Annotated in this window: 14 protein-coding genes; 8 read left to right on the top strand and 6 right to left on the bottom strand. The window is 70.8% G+C overall.

Going from position 1 to position 17,166, the window contains the following annotated elements; all coding sequences use genetic code 11:
* Positions 1-98 precede the first annotated feature (98 nt).
* From ASG80_RS13660 to ASG80_RS13645, 4 genes are all read left to right on the top strand, one after another.
* Positions 99-1,019: an ACP S-malonyltransferase gene (locus tag ASG80_RS13660; RefSeq protein ID WP_056731602.1), complete on the top strand. Its 921-nt coding sequence runs from the start codon at positions 99-101 to the stop codon at positions 1,017-1,019.
* A 25-nt stretch (positions 1,020-1,044) separates the two neighbouring features.
* Positions 1,045-2,049: a beta-ketoacyl-ACP synthase III gene (locus ASG80_RS13655; RefSeq protein WP_056731600.1), complete on the top strand. Its 1,005-nt coding sequence runs from the start codon at positions 1,045-1,047 to the stop codon at positions 2,047-2,049.
* A gap of 66 nt (positions 2,050-2,115) precedes the next feature.
* A complete protein-coding gene (locus ASG80_RS13650) occupies positions 2,116-2,364 on the top strand; it encodes an acyl carrier protein (RefSeq protein ID WP_056731598.1) in 249 nt (82 codons plus the stop codon).
* Between the two features lie 82 nt (positions 2,365-2,446).
* Positions 2,447-3,682 carry a beta-ketoacyl synthase gene (locus ASG80_RS13645; protein ID WP_056731596.1) on the top strand — a complete coding sequence of 412 codons (1,236 nt, stop codon included), beginning with the start codon at positions 2,447-2,449 and terminating at the stop codon, positions 3,680-3,682.
* A 150-nt stretch (positions 3,683-3,832) separates the two neighbouring features.
* Here the strand turns inward: ASG80_RS13645 and ASG80_RS13640 are convergent, their stop codons facing one another.
* The gene (locus ASG80_RS13640) at positions 3,833-4,354 is read right to left on the bottom strand and encodes a DUF3145 domain-containing protein (protein WP_235508327.1); all 522 of its coding nucleotides are present in this window, start codon (positions 4,352-4,354) and stop codon (positions 3,833-3,835) included.
* Positions 4,355-4,535: 181 nt separating this feature from the next.
* On the opposite strand from ASG80_RS13640, the gene ASG80_RS13635 reads away from it, so the two are divergent.
* Positions 4,536-5,192 (top strand): PadR family transcriptional regulator, encoded by a 657-nt coding sequence (locus ASG80_RS13635; protein WP_162256634.1) that lies wholly within the window; start codon positions 4,536-4,538, stop codon positions 5,190-5,192.
* On the opposite strand, the gene ASG80_RS13630 is transcribed toward ASG80_RS13635, so the two are convergent.
* Positions 5,174-7,009 (bottom strand): bifunctional 3'-5' exonuclease/DNA polymerase, encoded by a 1,836-nt coding sequence (locus ASG80_RS13630; protein ID WP_056731592.1) that lies wholly within the window; start codon positions 7,007-7,009, stop codon positions 5,174-5,176. The two genes, ASG80_RS13635 and ASG80_RS13630, sit on opposite strands and share 19 nt — an antisense overlap.
* 89 nt (positions 7,010-7,098) lie before the next feature.
* Here ASG80_RS13630 and ASG80_RS13625 point away from each other — a divergent pair, with 89 nt between their 5' ends.
* The 3 genes from ASG80_RS13625 to ASG80_RS13615 all read left to right on the top strand — a co-directional run bounded on the left by ASG80_RS13625 (position 7,099) and on the right by ASG80_RS13615 (position 9,995).
* Positions 7,099-7,851 (top strand): hypothetical protein, encoded by a 753-nt coding sequence (locus tag ASG80_RS13625; RefSeq protein ID WP_156401848.1) that lies wholly within the window; start codon positions 7,099-7,101, stop codon positions 7,849-7,851.
* Positions 7,852-7,966: 115 nt separating this feature from the next.
* Positions 7,967-8,437 carry an NfeD family protein gene (locus ASG80_RS13620; RefSeq protein ID WP_056731588.1) on the top strand — a complete coding sequence of 157 codons (471 nt, stop codon included), beginning with the start codon at positions 7,967-7,969 and terminating at the stop codon, positions 8,435-8,437.
* Between the two features lie 103 nt (positions 8,438-8,540).
* Entirely contained in the window at positions 8,541-9,995 is a 1,455-nt protein-coding gene (locus ASG80_RS13615) for a flotillin family protein (RefSeq protein WP_056731586.1), read from the top strand.
* A gap of 65 nt (positions 9,996-10,060) precedes the next feature.
* On the opposite strand, the gene ASG80_RS13610 is transcribed toward ASG80_RS13615, so the two are convergent.
* From ASG80_RS13610 to ASG80_RS13595, 4 genes are all read right to left on the bottom strand, one after another.
* On the bottom strand, positions 10,061-12,697 hold the full coding sequence (locus ASG80_RS13610) for a DUF4062 domain-containing protein (protein ID WP_056731583.1): 2,637 nt from the start codon (positions 12,695-12,697) through the stop codon (positions 10,061-10,063).
* A 171-nt stretch (positions 12,698-12,868) separates the two neighbouring features.
* The gene (locus ASG80_RS13605; protein WP_082590351.1) at positions 12,869-15,103 is read right to left on the bottom strand and encodes an MMPL family transporter; all 2,235 of its coding nucleotides are present in this window, start codon (positions 15,101-15,103) and stop codon (positions 12,869-12,871) included.
* A 134-nt stretch (positions 15,104-15,237) separates the two neighbouring features.
* On the bottom strand, positions 15,238-15,897 hold the full coding sequence (locus tag ASG80_RS13600) for a response regulator transcription factor (RefSeq protein ID WP_056731580.1): 660 nt from the start codon (positions 15,895-15,897) through the stop codon (positions 15,238-15,240).
* Positions 15,894-17,081, bottom strand: coding sequence for a sensor histidine kinase (locus ASG80_RS13595; protein ID WP_056731578.1), 1,188 nt, complete (start codon positions 17,079-17,081; stop codon positions 15,894-15,896). The genes ASG80_RS13600 and ASG80_RS13595 overlap by 4 nt, the downstream gene beginning before the upstream one ends.
* Positions 17,082-17,166: the final 85 nt, after the last annotated feature.

The raw sequence follows: 17,166 nt of genomic DNA, 5'->3' as shown, positions 1-17,166 counted from the left end.
GTCGCCGCATCGGCATGTCGGGCACGCACAAGGCTTCCGGCGAGAGCTTGTCGCATCGACACACACCCGCCCTCCCGCTCATTGGCAGACTAGGGAGGGTGATCGTCGTCGTCTGCCCTGGACAGGGCTCTCAGACCCCCGGATTCCTCACCCCCTGGCTCACCGACTCCGCGTCCGCGGAGCTGCTCGCCGCGTACTCGGGGGCCGCGGGCGTCGACCTCGCGACCCACGGCACCGTGAGCGACGCCGACACCATCCGCGACACCGCGATCGCCCAGCCGCTCATCGTCGCGGCGGGCCTGCTCACCCTCGGCCGTCTCCTCGCCGACGGTCGCGCCGAGCGCATCGGCGGCATCGCCGGCCACTCCGTGGGCGAGATCACCGCCGCTGCGGGCGCCGGCGTGCTGGCCCAGGCCGACGCCATGCACTTCGTCGCGGAGCGCGGCAGGGCGATGGCGGATGCCGCGGCGCTCGAGCCCACGGGCATGAGCGCGGTGCTCGGCGGCGACGAGTCCGCGCTGCTGGCACGCCTCGACGAGCTCGGCCTGGAGCCGGCGAACTTCAACGGCGGGGGCCAGATCGTGGTCGCCGGTGCACTGGACGCACTGGAGCGGCTGAAGGCCGAGCCGCCGGCCGCCGCGCGCGTCATCCCGCTGCAGGTGGCCGGCGCCTTCCACACACGGTACATGCGCCCCGCGGTCGAGCACCTGGCCGCCGTCGCCGCCGCTCACGACGTGTCGGACCCGGGCGTCACGCTCTGGACGAACCACGACGGCAGCGTGGTGACCTCCGGGGCCGCGTTCGTCGACCTGCTCGTCGGCCAGGTCTCCTCGCCGGTGCGTTGGGACCGCTGCATGGAGGCGTTCGCCGCCGCCGGTGTCACGGGCATCATCGAGGTCGCACCGGCCGGCGCGCTCGTCGGCCTCGCGAAGCGCGGCCTCAAGGGCGTGCCCACCGTCGCCGTGAAGACGCCCGACGACCTCCCCGCCGCCATCGAGCTCATCGACCGGGCCGCCTGAACCTGGCGCACAGAGAAAGCCGAGCATGACGAAACCCACCCTCCAGCAGTCGCACGGACCCGCATACACGCGCATCTACGCGATCGGCGCCGCTCGCGGAGCCAACCTCGTGCCGAACGACGACCTCGTGGGCCCGATCAACTCCTCCGACGAGTGGATCCAGCAGCGCACCGGCATCATCACCCGGGCCCGTGCCGGGGCCGACGTGCCGGCGATCGACCTGGCGACGGATGCCGCACACGAGGCCATCGCGAAGTCGGGCGTCGCGCCCGAGCTCATCGACCTCGTCATCATCGCCACGATCTCCAACGTCCAGCAGACGCCCTCGATGGCAGCCGTCGTGGCCGATCGCGTCGGTGCGAACCCCGCGGCTGCATACGACACGAACGCCGCGTGCGCCGGCTACGCGTACGCGATCGCGCAGGCCGACGCGCTCATCCGTACGGGCGTCGCGCACTACGCCCTCGTGATCGGCGCCGAGAAGCTCTCCGACGTGGTCGACCCGACGGACCGCTCGATCTCGTTCCTCCTCGGCGACGGCGCAGGCGCCGTCGTCATCGGCCCGAGCGACTTCCCCGGCATCGCCCGCACGATATGGGGCTCCGACGGCTCGAAGGCCGACGCGGTCGGCATGAACCACACCCTCACGGAGTTCCGCGACGGGGCAACCGAATGGCCGACGCTCCGCCAGGAGGGCCAGACGGTCTTCCGCTGGGCCGTGTGGGACATGGCGAAGGTGGCGAAGCAGGCGCTGGATGCCGCGGGCGTCACGAGCGCCGACCTCGCGGCGTTCATCCCCCACCAGGCCAACATGCGCATCATCGACGAGTTCGCCAAGCAGCTGAAGCTGCCCGACTCCGTCGTGGTCGCCCGCGACATCGCGACGACCGGCAACACCTCCGCGGCCTCGATCCCGCTCGCGACCCACCGGCTGCTCGAGGAGCATCCGGAACTCTCAGGAGGCCTCGCCCTCCAGATCGGCTTCGGCGCAGGACTCGTATTCGGCGCCCAAGTGGTGGTTCTGCCCTGAACCACCGTCCCCTCGTCCATCTAGACTGTCTCTCGGTCAAACGAGACACCCCCAAGGAGAAGAACAATGGCATTGTCCACCGAAGAAGTGCTTGCCGGCCTGGCCGAGCTCATCAACGACGAGACCGGCATTGCGACCGACACGGTTGAGCTGGACAAGTCGTTCACCGATGACCTCGACATCGACTCCATCTCGATGATGACGATCGTCGTCAACGCGGAGGAGAAGTTCGACGTGAAGATCCCCGACGAAGAGGTGAAGAACCTCAAGACCGTCGGCGACGCCGTCGACTTCATCGTCAAGGCCCAGGCCTAGTCGCTGTTCGGGCGGGCGGGCACGACCTCGTGCCGCCCGCCCAACCGCGTGACCCCTTTTCCTCCTACGGAGTGCTTTCGTTATGACCAAGAAGATCGTGATCACCGGCATCGGCGCGACCTCGCCCCTCGGCGGAACGGCCCGCGACAGCTGGACGGCCCTGCTCGCCGGCGAGTCCGGCACTCGCCACCTCGAGCAGGAATGGGTGACCGAGCTCGCACTGCCCGTCACGTTCGCGGCGACGGCCAAGGTCGAGACGGCGAGCGTGCTCGAGCGCCACGAGCTGAAGCGCCTCGACCCCTCGAGCCAGTTCGCCCTCATCGCCGGCCGTGAGGCCTGGGCCGACGCCGGTGCCCCCGAGGTCGCCCCCGAGCGCCTCGCGGTCGACTGGTCGACCGGCATCGGCGGCGTATGGACGCTCCTCGACGCGTGGGACACCCTGCGCGAGCGCGGTCCGCGTCGCGTGCTGCCCATGACCGTGCCGATGCTCATGCCGAACGGCCCGGGCGCGGCGATCGGCATGGACCTGCACGCCCGCGCAGGCATCCGCACGGTGGTCTCGGCATGCGCCTCGAGCACCGAGGCGCTCGTGAACGCCTACGACCACCTGCAGCAGGGCCTCGCAGACGTCGTCATCGCCGGCGGCTCGGAGGCGGCCATCCACCCGCTGCCGATCGCGGCGTTCGCATCGATGCAGGCGCTCTCGCGCCGGAACGACGACCCCGCCATCGCGTCGCGCCCCTACGACGTCGCACGAGACGGCTTCGTGCTCGGTGAGGGCGCGGCCGCGCTGGTGGTCGAGACCGAGGAGCACGCCAAGGCCCGCGGCGCCCGCATCTACGCCGAGCTCCTCGGCGGCGCGGTCACGAGCGACGCGTACCACATCACCGCCCCCGACCCCGAGGGTTCGGCGGCGGCACGCGCGATGAAGGCGGCCATCGAGGGGGCCGGCGCATCGCTCGGTGACGTGAAGCACATCAACGCCCACGCCACGAGCACGCCGGTCGGCGACATCGCCGAGTACAACGCGCTGCGTCGCGTGTTCGGCGACGTGCTCGACGGCATCCCGGTCACCGCGACCAAGGCTTCGACCGGGCACCTGCTCGGCGGCGCCGGCGCGATCGAGGCGTTGTTCACCGTGCTCGCCCTGCACGAGCGCACGGCGCCGCCCACGATCAACCTCACCGACCAGGACCCCGAGATCCCGCTCGACGTCGTGACCTCGCCCCGCGCGCTCGGCGACGGCGATCTCGTTGCGATCTCGAACTCCTTCGGGTTCGGCGGCCACAACGCCGTCGCCGCGTTCCGCACCCACTGAGCGGATGACGCGGGCGCACGCCCATGCGAAGACCCCGGTCGCCATCTGGCGCCGGGGTCTTCTCGTCATGGTCCGCGGGGTTTCGCCTCATGCGTTGCCGGGAAGGGTCATCCGACCTCGCGTCACGCCACCGCGCGGACCGCGTCGCCCTCAGCCCACCTGGTGCAACCAGACGACCGGGGCGAAATCACTGGCGTGCCGGAACGGCTCGAGCTCGTCGTCCCAGGCCTGCCCGAGCGCGAGCCGGAGCTCGCGGTGCAACTCGAGCGCGTCGTGGCCCGCCACCTCCATCGCGTAGCGGATGCGGTCCTCGGGGATCACCGTGTTGCCGGCGGTGTCGGTCTGGGCGAAGTAGACGCCAAGGTCGGGCGTGTGCATCCAGCGGGCGCCGTCGGAGCCGTGCGTCGGGTCCTCGCTCACCTCGAAGCGCAGCTGCTCCCAGCCGCGGAGCGCCGAGGCGAGCTTCGCGCCGGTGCCGGCCTCGCCCTCCCAGGTGAACTCGGCGCGCATGAGCCCGCGGTACACGGGCTGCTCCGACCAGTCGAAGTTCACCGCCGTGCCGAGTGCGCGACCTGCCGCCCATTCCACATGCGGGCACAGCGCCCGCGGCGAGGAGTGCACGAACAGCACGCCTCGCGCGGCGCGCACAGCCCGCGTGACCATCTCCGCCATCTCCGTCTCCGTTCTCGAGGTGCGTCTTCCCCTACGACCTCGGAACCGCCGGATGGCGGGTGTTCGATTGTGGACGGTCAGACCGTCATGGGCGATTATGCCGCGGAATCCCGGGGAAGACAAGGTTCCGCGCGGGTGGCGCGCCGACGGTGACGGGCGCGGCATCGAAACAGTATGCTCAGTGAAGCGTTCTCACATCCCCGATCCGGAGGCACCCATGGCCGTGCGCGACGCCCTGCTGGTCCTCCTCACCGTCGGGCCCGCCTACGGGTTCCAACTGCACGGTGGCCTCGCGACACGCACCGGCGGACGTCGTTCCGTCAACGTCGGCCAGACGTACGCTACGCTCGAACGGCTCACGAAGCAGCGGCTCGTCGAGCCCGCGGGGACGACCGAAGACGGGCTCCCCCTGCACCGCCTGACGCGGGCGGGCGTCGACGCGGCGCACGCATGGCTCGACGGTGCGGATGCCGCGGGCAGCGACCCGTGGGACGAGACCGTCGATCGGGTGCTCATCGCACGCTCGTTGCCAGGCTTCGACGCCGACGCCGTGATCGCTGCGGAGCGCGGCCGCTGGACGCAGCGGCGTGCGCAGGCATCCCGGGCGGCCGGTGCGACGGCGGGCGTCGAGGCCGCCGAGCCTGCTGAGGCCGCCGAGGCGGAGCTGGCGCGGCTCGCGGCATCCGCGGGGGTGGCCAGGGCCGATGCCGCGCTCGCCTGGCTCGACGCGCTCGACTCGACGGAACGACTCGCGTTCGCGCCGCGCGCGGCGCGCCCGAAGCGCGGCCGTCGCCCCGGTGCCGCGCCCGTCGCCGACGCTCAGCCGGCTGACGCATAGCTGTCGACGACCGCGAGGTCGAGCGGGAACTCCACCGGGAAGTCGCCGAACAGCAGCCGGCCGGCGCCCTGCGCCGACGCCTCCACCGCGGCGGCGACCTCGTCGGCGGTCTCGCGCGGCGCATGCACGATGATCTCGTCGTGCAGGAAGTAGACGAGGTGGGGCGACCGCCCGAAGACCGGACCCGACGCCTCGGCGATGGGAGTCTGCGGCGCCACCCGCCCTCCGATCGCGGCGAGTCGCCCGCGGAGGGCGGCCATCCAGCACAACGACCACTCCGCCGCGCTGCCCTGCACGACGAAGTTGCGGGTGAACCGGCCCCAGTCGCGCGCGGAGGAGCGCGCCCGCCGCTCGTCCACCGCCGTCGCGTCGGGCTCGCTCGCGCGCGCCTGCACGGCCCGCCATCCGGCGGACGGCAGCGGCGAGGAGCGCCCGAGGAGCGTGGTCACCGCCATGCCCCGCTCGCCGTCGCGCGCGGCCCGGTCGACCAGGCTCATCGCCAGCGGGAATGCTCGCGCGAGCCGCGGCACGAGGCGGCCGCTCTCGCCGGTCGTCGCGCCGTACATCGCCCCGAGGATCGCGACCTTCGCCTCGTCGCGCGTGCCCACGACGCCCGCGTCGACGAGGCCGCGGTAGAAGTCGCGTCCGCGGCTCGCCTCGGCCATCGCGTGGTCGCGCGCCATGCCGGCGAGCACGCGTGGCTCGAGCTGCGCCGCATCGGCCACCACGAGCGTCCATCCGGGATCGGCGACGACCGCGCTCCGCACGTTCTTCGGCAACTGGAGGGCTCCCCCGCCGGATGTCGCCCATCGACCGGTGGCGGTGCCGCCCGGGACGTACTCGGGGCGGAATCGCCCGTCGGCGACCCACTCGTCGAGCCACGACCAGCCGTTCGCGCTCAGGAGGCGTGCCAGCCGCTTGTAGGCGATGAGCGGCTCGATGGCGGGATAATCGTGCTCGCGCAGCTCCCACCTCGCGGTCGAGTCCACCTGGATTCCGGCGCCGCGAAGGGCCCGCAGCAGGTCGACCTGCGAATCGAGGTTCACGGATGCCGCGCCGAGCTCCTCGCGCACTTGTAGCGCCAGCGCCTCCATGCGGGCCGGCTTCCACCCCGGCGATGGGCGCGGTCCGAGCTCCTGCTCCAGCACGGCCTCGTGCACCGCACGATCCCACGGCAACCCGGCCACGTGCATCTCGGCGCCGATGAGCGCACCCGCGGACTCGGCCGCGAGGAGGAGGCGCAGCGCACTCGGGTCGGCGCTCCCGGCGACCAGGGCGAGCTGGCGGGCGAGTTCCGCTGCGACGGCGGTGGCGGGTGCGTCGCCGGCGCGGAACGAGGCATCCGTCGCCTGGTCGCCGCCCGGTGGCGTGGATCCGCCCGGTTCGCCGATGTCGACGACCGACTCGGCATCCGCGAAGTCGTCGAGGTCGAACAGCGTGCTGTGAAGTGAGGCGGCCGACACCGCGGCATCCGCGGCCGTCGACGCGACGCCCGTGTCGGCCGGGCCCGGCGGAAGCCATGAAGGCCGTTGGTGACGACCCGTGGCGCGCGCTGCCTCGGTCGAGGTCGAGCGATCGAGGATCGCCCCGGAGAGGCGCAGGTCGTGGCAGCGCTCGACGGGCACCCCGGCCTCCAGGAGTCTCGGGTACCAGCGGCGCGTCTCGGTCCAGACCCATCTCGGATGCTCGCGGGCTTCGAGCTCGCGTACGGCTTCGGCGAACGCGGCGGGCTCTACGACCGCGAGCGGCTCATCGGCACGGTCGGGATCGATCAGGGCGATGCGACCCTGCTCCACCGCCCCGACGACCACCTGCATGTCTCCATTCTCGGGTGCCCCGACGACAGTGTCGGCGGGCCGGCGCACCATGGAGTCATGGAGCAGCGAGCGGAGCGACCATGGTCGCCGTGAGTTTCCGATGCGGTCACGGAGCGAGCGCCGGCGACGACGGCGTGGTCGCGCTCCGCCGGGTCTGCCCGTTGTGCATGCTGCTCGACGAGACGCATCGCAGCCGGGCCGAACTGCTCGGCCGTGTCGCGCCGCCCCAGCGGGCCGCGCTCGCGCGTGAGACGCGCGTGGGGGCGACCTACGACTGGCGGTGCGCGCGGGGTCACGACCGCTACGCCGCGACGGTGCGCGAGGTGCTCACCGGCCCGGGATGCCCGAAATGCGCGGTCAACGCGGCCGGCCCGAGTTCGGTGCGCGAGGCCGGCGTCGCCTTCATGAATCCCGGCCTGCGGGTGCGCACGTCGCAGACCGAGCAGCGGCTTCGGATGCTGCTCGGCGAACGGATCCGGCTCCACCACGGGGTGAACGCCGTGCGCATCGCCCGCACGTTCTTCGGGCGCCAGGAGGTGTGGCCCGACATCCTGATTCCACAGCTGCGGATCGCCGTCGAATACGACGACCCGGGCAGGTCGCGCCGGGCCCACAAGGGGCTCAAGGAGGCCTCCGACCTCGAGAAGGACGAGGCGCTTCGGGAGGTGGGCTGGGAGGTCGTGCGCATCCGTGCCGGCGGCCTCGGCGAACTCGGCCAGCACAGTGTCGTCTGCAACGCGCTCACGCCGGCGGTCGTCGACGAGGTCGTCGCATGCATGCGCCGGATCCGCGGCGACGACGCCGTCGACGCGCTCGTGACGGGGCGTCCGGCGGCCTCCTGATCCGGTGCGACGAATCGGGTGGTCGAAACGGATGCGACGGCGCCCGCGCGCCGATAGTGTGGGTCCACCCGCGGGCGGTCGTCCGCGGGATTCGCGCGCAGAGAGGCCTCTCACGTTGCTCCTCCCGTTCCTCATCGTCGGAGGCGTAGGCCTCGTCCTCCTCCTCGTGTCGCTCGTGCTCGGCGACCTCCTCGACCACCTCGAGGTCGGCGACGGTGCGATCTCGAGCACTGCGCTCGGGGTCGGCCTCGTGGTGTTCGGTGCCGCCGGCGCGTTGACGGTGAGCATGGGCCTCGACCTCATCTGGGCCTACGTGCTCGCGGGTGCGCTCGCCGTGCTGGCGTACGGGCTGAGCGTGCTGGTCGTGCGCAGCCTCACGAGGAGTTCCGACGGAACGCCGGCCTCCGCCGTCGGACTCACGGGCGTGGCGAAGTCCGACGTGTCGCCCTCAGGCGGCGAGGTCAGCCTCGACGGCCCCGGCGAGGTCGAGCGCCGGCTCGCGTACTCGGAGGGGCCGATCGCCGAAGGCGCCCGCATCCGGGTCGTCGAGCAGGCGGGGACTCGCGTCAAGGTCGTCGCCGACTGAACCGGGCGTCTCGCCCCGACCGGCTCGCACCGCGACGACCCGGGCCCGCACATCGCGGTATACCGCACGCCCCGCCCCATCCGAACGCACGAAAGGACCCCTCATGCTCGACCCCTTCCTGATCCAGGTGATCTCGGTCGTCGCGATCGTCATCGCGCTGCTCGCCCTGCTCGCCTTCATCGCGCGCCGCATCCGCCGGGTCCCGCCGAACGAGGCCCTCGTCATCGTCGGTCGCGGTGCCGGACCTGCCTCGCCCGAGAGCGCGATCGGCCAGCGCGTCGTCATCGGCGGCCGTACCTTCGTCTGGCCGATCCTGCAGCAGGGCTTCTCGATCTCGCTCGAGCAGCGCCAGATCGGAATCACGGTCGAGGGCGTCGACAAGAACCGCATCAAGATCGCCATCAAGGCGTCGATCAACTTCAAGGTCAGCGGCACCGAGGATGGGGTCCGCCGCGCCGCACAGCGCTTCCTCTCCCAGCAGGAGCTCCTCACCGAGATCATCAAGGAGTCGCTCGAGGGTTCGCTTCGCTCCATCGTCGGCGACATGACGATCGAGCAGATCATCTCCGACCGCAAGAGCCTCTCCGACCGGGTCGTGGCCGAGACCAAGACCGATCTCGTCGAGCAGGGGCTCCAGGTCGACCTGCTGAACATCTCCGACATCTCAACGCCCGGCAGCGACTACCTCGCGAACCTCGGCCGCGCCGAGGCGGCGCGCGCCCGCCAGGTCGCCGAGGTGACCGAGGCGGAAGCGGCTCGCGCGACCGAGTTCGCGCGCATCGAGGCGGCCGAGCAGATCGCCGAGCGCCAGAAGGCATTGAGCCTCAAGCAGGCCGTCATCAAGGCGGAGACCGACCGGGCGAACGCCGAGGCCGCAGCGGCGGGCCAGCTCGCGAAGGCCGAGCAGGACAAGCTCGTCGCCGTGCAGGAGCGCGACGCGCTCTCGGAGCAGGCGCTCGTCACCCAGGAGCGGCTCGACATCGAGATCCGCAAGCCCGCCGAGGCCGAGGCGTACGCCGAGGTGCAACGTGCGACGGCCCAGCGTGACGCCGCGAACGCGAGCACGGAAGCCGAGGCGTTCAAGCGCACGAAGATCGCCGAGGCCAACAAGGTCGCCGCGGTGCAGGACGCCGAGGCCGCCGCAACATCGGTGCGCGTCACCGGTGAGGCGGAGCGCGACCGCCAGGTCGCCCTCGCCGCGGGCATCCGGGCCGAGGGCGAGGCGCATGCGGCCGCGGTGCAGGCCGAGGGCCTCGCGGATGCCGCCGCGACCGACGCGAAGGCGATCGCCCTCAAGAAGTACGGCGAGGCCGCCCTCGCGCAGGAGATCATCTCGCGCCTGCCCGAGATCGTGCGCGCGGCCGCGGAGCCGATCTCGAACATCAAGACGCTCACGGTCGTCTCCACCGACGGCGCGAGCGCCGTGACGAAGACGGTCGGGCAGGTGCTCGGCGAGGGAACGCAGGTCGTGAAGTCGCTCACCGGGCTCGACGTCGGCGCCATCCTCGCCGGCCTCGCGGGCGGCCAGCTCGTGCAGTCAGAGCTCGCCAAGGACTGAGCGGAGCGGCATGCGGGCCGGTCGGCATCATCGATTCCGGCCGGCCCGCTCCCGTGTCGGGACGGCTACCCGCCCGCCGGCCCGAGCGCCAGGCTCAGCGCATCGCCCCGCGACATCGCGCGGCCCTGCGCCCTCGCGGCCTCGAACTGCATGGCCCACTCCGTCGCGAGGATCTGCTGCGCGTACGGCGCATGGGTGATCCGCGCCCGTTGATCGGCCATGCCAGTGCGCGTTCGCGCCGCCTCCGCCGCACCGAGGAGCAGTCCGCCACGATCGACGTCGCCGAGCAGGGCCGCGGACGCGCCCAGCCCCTCCAGCTCGTACCCCGTGCCATCTTCGTAGCCCAGTTGCAGCGAGAGCTGCAAGGCTCGCACGAAGAGGTCGGGGCGTGCGTCGCCGAGGGCGAGCCGCGCCCAACCGACGTTCGTGAGCGCGACGGCCTCGACGAAGCGGTCGCCGATGTCGACGGCATCCGCGACCACTGCCTCGGCGATCGCCAGCGCGGCCTCCCCATGCCCGCGAAAGAGCTCGATGGTGCCGAGCTGGGCGTGGAAGAACGCGTTGAACGTCGGATCCCGGTCGGCGGTCACCAGCTCGAGCGCGCGCCGCTGGGTCTCCTCCGCGCGGTCGAGATCTGGGGGCGACCGGTACATACAGGCGATGCTCAGCACAGTCAGGGCGCATCCCTCGCTGAAGGCATCCCCTTCCGCACGGAACAGCGTGGCGCTCTCCTCGATCGGCGCAAGGTCGAGATTCCCGCCGGGCTGCAACAGGGAGACGAATGCCGAAAGTGCGAGCGCGATGGCGCGGGTACGATCCGTGAGCCGGACGCGGGCGTTGAGGACATCCGCCATCCAGGCCTTCGCCTCGGGAAGCAGGCCCCGGATCCACCAGTACAACAGCAGGCGCCACACCGCGTCGACGACCGCGTCCGAGTCCCCGAGGGTGATGAGGTGCCGATAGCCCGATCGGATGTTGTCCCGCTCCGCCTCGAGCCGGTCGAGCGCCGCGAGCTGGGTGGATCCGCGAAGCAGCGGCTCGGTCTCGACGGCGAGACGCACGTAGTGCTCGGCATGCGCGCGGCGCACGGCCGGGACATCCGTGTCCTGCTCGAAGCGGGCGGTCGCGATCTCCCGGACCGGCACGAGCATCGAGAAGTATGGCACCCCGGCGTTCACGTGCTGGCGCAGGAGGCTGCCGTCGACGAGTTCGAGGACCGTATCGAGCACGTCGGCGGCCCACGGCGCGTCGACCGCGACCGCCTCGACGGCATCGAGGCTGAAGTCACCTGAGAACACACCGAGGCGCGCGAACATGGCCTGTGCGTCCGAGCCGAGCAGGTCGACGCTCCACTCCACGGTCGCGCGGATTGTCCGCTGGCGCTCTGGCACGTCCCGCGCGGCGGTCGCCAGCATGGAGAGCACAGGGCCGAGTCGTTCCAGCATGCCCGCCGGCGTGAGGACGCGGATGCGGATCGCCGCGAGCTCGATCGCCAGCGGCACGCCGTCGAGCGCCCGGCAGAGGCGGGCGACATCCTCGGCGTTCTCCTCGGTGACGTCGAATCGAGGATCGGCCGCTCTCGCGCGGTCGCGGAACAGGCGCACCGCGGGTGCGGCCATGATCTCGGTCAGTGCCGCGCCGGCCGGATCCGAAGGCAGTTCCAAGGGGTCGACGTCGAAGACGTGCTCCCCGCGCAGGCGGAGCAGGGTCCGGCTCGTCACCAGCACCTTCGCCTCGGGCAACGCGGTCAGCAACGTCGCGACCAGGGGGGCGGACGAGACGACCTGCTCGAAGTTGTCGAGCACGATGAGGTCACGGCGACCGGCGCGCGCGACCGCCAGCCGGTCGATCATCGGCCGGTCGCCCAGGTCGCGCACGCCGAACTGCCGTGCGATCGCCGGGAGCACGTCGCGGTCCTCGCGTACATGCTCGAGCGAGACGAACGTGACCCGGTCGAACCGATCGCGTGCGAGGCGGGCGACCTCGAGTGCCAGGCGGGTCTTGCCGATTCCACCGGCACCCACAAGCGTGACGAGCCTGCGTCCGTCATACTCGCCGAACCATGCGAGCAGTGTCGCGATTTCTGCGTCGCGCCCCACGACCTCGGTCGATGGCGTCGGGAGGACATCCACCGTCGGCACTTCCTCCTCGGTGCCCGACCCTTTCGACGCATGTGACGCGTCGAATCGCTCTGCGAGCAGGGTCGCGAGGTCGGCCTCGATGAGTTCCGCGAGCTCGTCCGCGGTGGCGAACGGCTTGTACGAGGCGGTGTCGTCGTCCCGGATCCGCGCCATGAGCTCGCCGAGCGGTTCCTCGCGTTCGGCGGGCTGTTTCACGTAGATGAGTTTCGGCATCTGCCGCGACGCGAGGCGGTACTCATCCTCGAGCCCCGAGATCTCCTCACCGGGCGCGATCCAGCCGTACTGCTGCCAGTAGACGCCCACGAACACGTCGCTCTGCTGGAGATAGGCGCGATACAGCTCCCGCGGCGGGTGAGGGCTCGCGCCGAGCTCGAACATCACGGGCGCGAGATGCAGCCGCTCGATCGCACGGCGTGCGGCCGCCCGTTCCGGTTCCAGTTCGCGGAGGGTGGAACTGACGAAGACCCGCAGGCGCTGGTCGGGCGTTCGGATCACGGGCGCGTCAGACGGGCCGTTCACGGCGAGGCCGCCGACCAGCGCGCGCACCAAGACCGGTGCCACATGGTGCCATTCTGGGCCGTCGGGCGATGGTGCGTCCAGTGCGCCAGGTGACCGGACGGAGGGCAGGGCGGTCCGCCCGTCACCGCCCGCCCTGCGGACGCCACCGCGACAGGCGGGTGGGAGTGGAGAAGGGCCGGCCGGCCCTTCTCCACTCCCATCTCCTCGTGCCGCCTACCGGGCGCCGACGAGCACCGGCTCTTCGACTGCCGGGTCCTCCGTCGCGGGTGCGTCGGATCCCGGCACTGCGGCAGGCTGCTCCTCGAGCGAGCGGCCCTCGGTGTCGAGATCGGGCAGCACACGCTGGAGCCACCGGGGCAGCCACCATGCGGAGCGCCCGAGGAGGCTGAGCAAGGCGGGCATGATCACCATCCGGACGAGGAACGCGTCCACGACGACTCCGACGACGAGCCCGAGCGCGATCGACGCGGCCATCGCCATCGGGCTGGAGGCGAATCCGGCGAAGACGGCCGTCATGATCGCCGCAGCGGCGACGAGCACCGGCGCCGACCTGGTGAAGCCGCTGACGATCGCCTCCTTCGGAGGCATCCCCTTGGAGTGCATCTCCTGGATCCGGGAGACGAGGAACACCTGGTAATCCATCGCAAGGCCGAAGAGCACCCCGACGAGGATGATCGGCAGCACGCTCAGCATGGGATCGCCCTGCGGGGCGGGGATGATCGGGTCGAGCCAGCCCCACTGGAAGACCGCCGTGCTCGCACCGAATGATGCGCCGACGGAGAGGAGATACCCGAGCGTCGCGATGAGGGGCACCAAGAGCGACCGGAACATGACCACCAGCAGGACGAACGACAGCCCGATGATGACGACGAGGTACTGGATGAGGGCGTTGTGCAGCATCGTGTCACTGTCGACGCCGATCGCCGTCTCGCCGGTCACCTCGAGCTCGACACCGGGGATGCTGTCGGCATGCCCGCGGATCTCGTTCACCAATGTCGACGTAGCCTCGTCGATGGGACTGCCATCGGGGATCACGGTGACGAGTGCAGCATCGTCCTGATCGGTCACCGGCCCGGGAAGCACCATCCGCACGCCTTCGAGGTCTTCGACCATGTTCCTCACCGAGTCGACCCGGCCAGAGACCCCTTCGCCCTGCACGAGCACCAGGAGCGGGCTCTGCACGCCGCCGAACTCGTCGACGATCAGGTCGTACGCACGCCGCTCGGTGTCGTTGGGGTCGGCGCCGCCCGGGATGCTCGTCGCGGTGCGCATGGTGAGCATCGGCGCGGCCACGACCCCGATCACGAGGACGGTCGCCAAGACGGACACGATGGGGTGGCGGGTCAGGAACCGAGCCCACCTCTCGAGGAATGGCTGCGGAGCGCGGGTGCTCGGCACGCGAGTCGCGCGGGAGTGCCGCTCGCGGCGCGGTAGGACGCGACGACCCATGGTCCGCATGAGCACCGGAAGCAGCGTGAGCGCCATGAGCACGGCGACCAGTACGGCGAAGGCCGCAGCGAATCCCATGTCACGGATCGTGCTGATGCCCGTGACGCTGAGACCGACGAGGGCGATGATCACGGTGAGCCCGGCGAAGACGACGGAGGTTCCGGCCGTGCCGGACGCGCGCCCGATGGCGTCCTCGACCGTGCGACCCTCACGAAGCTCGGTGCGGAACCGCGTGAGGATGAACAGGCTGTAGTCGATGCCGACGGCGAGGCCGAGCATGGTCGCGAGCGAGATCGTGGTGGCTTCGATGGGGCTGATCGCACTGTAGGCGAGGATGCCGACCACTCCCACTCCGACACCGGCGAACGAGATGAGGAGGTTGGCTCCGGCCGCGACGAGCGATCCGAACGTGAGCAGGAGCACGAGGAACGCCACCCCGACACCGACCAGTTCGCCGATCCCGAACTCCGGGATCTCCTCGGCGGAGAGGTGCCCGCCGACCTCGGCGCGGAAGTCGGCGCTCGCCGACTCGGCGAGATCGAGCACCTCGTCGTGGAGGTGTTCCTGGTTCGCGTCGGTGACGCCGGTGAAGGTGAGCACCGCCACCGCCGTCGTCTGATCCTCCGAGATGTACGGCTGCGCGGGATCGAGCGGATTGCTCACCGACTCGACATTCGGCAGCGCCCTGGCCTCGACGAGGATCTCGGCGATGTCGCTCGCCATGGCCGGGTCGGTGACCTTCGCGTCACCGGGCGCCTGCAGCACGAGTTGCAGGGTCTTCGTCTCGGACTCGCCGTCGACGAGGGAGGGGAACTCCTCCTCGACGACGCTGAGCGTCTGCGACGCTTCGGTGTCGGGTATGGAGACCGTGCTCTCTCCGGTGTTCATCGAGGTCACGGCGACGGTCGTCAGGAATCCGAGGATGACGAGCCAGGCGGCGGTGATGAGCAGGCGATGTCGGGCGCTGAAGCTCCCGACACGGGCAAGGAATCTGGGCATGGGGCTCCTTCGAGGATGAGGCGTCCCTGTCGCGGCTGCGTCGGGGATCGAAGACCTGTTCATCCTCGGAGAGTGCGGCGCCTGCCGCGTCGTCCGATCGAAGAGCTCCACCTACTGCAGTTGCAGTAGACCCCTCACGAGACGAGCCCCGCCTGGTAGGCGAACGCGACGAGCTGTGCTCGGTCTCTGGCGCCGACCTTCGCCATCGCGCGATTCGCGTGCGTCTTCACCGTGAACGGCGAGACGAACATCTGCGCGGCGATCGCGTCGTTGTCGAGGCCGGACGCGACGGCGAGGACGACATCCCGCTCTCGAGGCGTCAGCGCCGTGAACCGCATCGCGATCTCCTTGTCGACACTGACGACGGGCTGCTCGCTGACGTGGCCGATCAACGCCGCCGTCGCTGCGGCTGAGAGCGCGCCCCCGCCTGCGGCCACCTCATCGATTCCGGCGACGAGCTCAGCGGGCCCGACGGACTTGCCGAGGAATCCGTTCGCGCCGCTCCGGAGCGCCGCGATCACGGTCTCGTCCTGCTCGAACGTCGTGAGGATCACGATGCGCGTCTGCTCGGCAGGGTGGGTCTGACGGATTCGGCGTGTGGCCTCCACGCCATCGATCCCCGGCATCCGGATGTCCATCAGGACGACGTCGACCGGATGGTCCTCGAGGAAGGTGATCGCCTGCAGGCCGTCGCCGAGGGCGGCGACGACTTCGTAGTGCGGCTGTGCCTCGAGGATCGTGCGAAGACCGACCCGAATCATCTCCTGGTCGTCGACGATGAGTATGCGGGTCACCGGATCGCGCCCCCATCGGCGGCGAGCACCGCACTGATGCGGAAGGTCCGGTCATCATCGTCGACTCCGACGTGGAGCGTTCCGTTCGCCGACCCGACCCGTTCCCGCATCCCCTGCAGGCCGTATCCCCTGCCCGGGGCGCGGGGTGCGGCATCCGTTCGGACTCCGTTGGTCACATCGATCAGTATCCTCCCCGCGCGCGTGAGGATCGTCACGGCGGCTTCGCCGTCTCCATGGCGGCTGGCGTTCGTCAGGGCTTCCTGCACGATGCGGTAGACCGTCAGATCCACCCCGGGGTCGATGCTCGCCGGCATCTCGTCGACGGTTGCGGTGACCAGCAGCCCCGCCTGGCGGAACGAGTCCAGCAGCTCGCCGAGTCGCGCCATGCCGGGCGGCGGACGGAGCTCCTCACCTTCTCCGTCGGCGCCCGTGCGCAGGACGTGGAGGATCATCTGCGTCTCCACGAGCACGGCCTTGACCGAGGTGCGCGCCGCGCTCAGCGCTTCCCGGGTGGCCGCCGGATCGGCATCCGCCGCCACCTCGGCAGCGCCCAGCTGCATGCTCAGCACGGCGATCTGATGCCCGACGATGTCGTGGAAGTCCCGCGCGATCCGGAGTCGCTCCTCTGCGACTCGCTGTGTCGCCTCGAGCTCCCGCGTCGCGATCGCGTCAGTCGCGCGCTGTTCGAGCGATGCCCAATACTGCCGCCGGAGCCGCACCGCGATCGCGGTGGCGCCGCCGGCCAGCGTTGAGACGACCGCGGCGAGGGCGTCGGGGCTGAACACTTCACCGGTGGCGAGCGCCACCGCCGCCCATACGGTGACCGCGACGATCACCGTTGCAAGTACCGGAGGCTTGCCTCGCACCACGAACACGAACAGCACGATCACCGCGAGCGACCACTCGACGATCGGAATCCAGCCGGTGCTCGCGACGACGAGACAGCTCGACGCCACCGTCAGCAGGCCGATCCACGGCCACTTCCACACGATGGCGGCGCCGACCACCGTGAGCGCGACCCCGGCGAGCACCACGGGTCCAAGGCCGTAGTAGACGACCCTGACGACCTCCACCGATGCAGCGGCGAGCACTGTGAACGCATAGCCGCCGCGCCGGATGAGCTGTGCGCGTCGCGCCCACATGGAATCTCGGAGCCAGTCCGTCAGGGGGTTGCGAGCACGCATGACCTCGAGTCTGGCGCACGGGATCCGCGACCTCATACAGCAGACGCAGTAGAGCGAGACCGGCTGAGCTACCGCCCGCCTGCCG

The organism is Agromyces sp. Soil535, from assembly GCF_001428255.1.
In the GTDB taxonomy this organism is placed as follows: domain Bacteria; phylum Actinomycetota; class Actinomycetes; order Actinomycetales; family Microbacteriaceae; genus Agromyces.
This window is presented reverse-complemented; position numbering and strand designations above follow the sequence as displayed.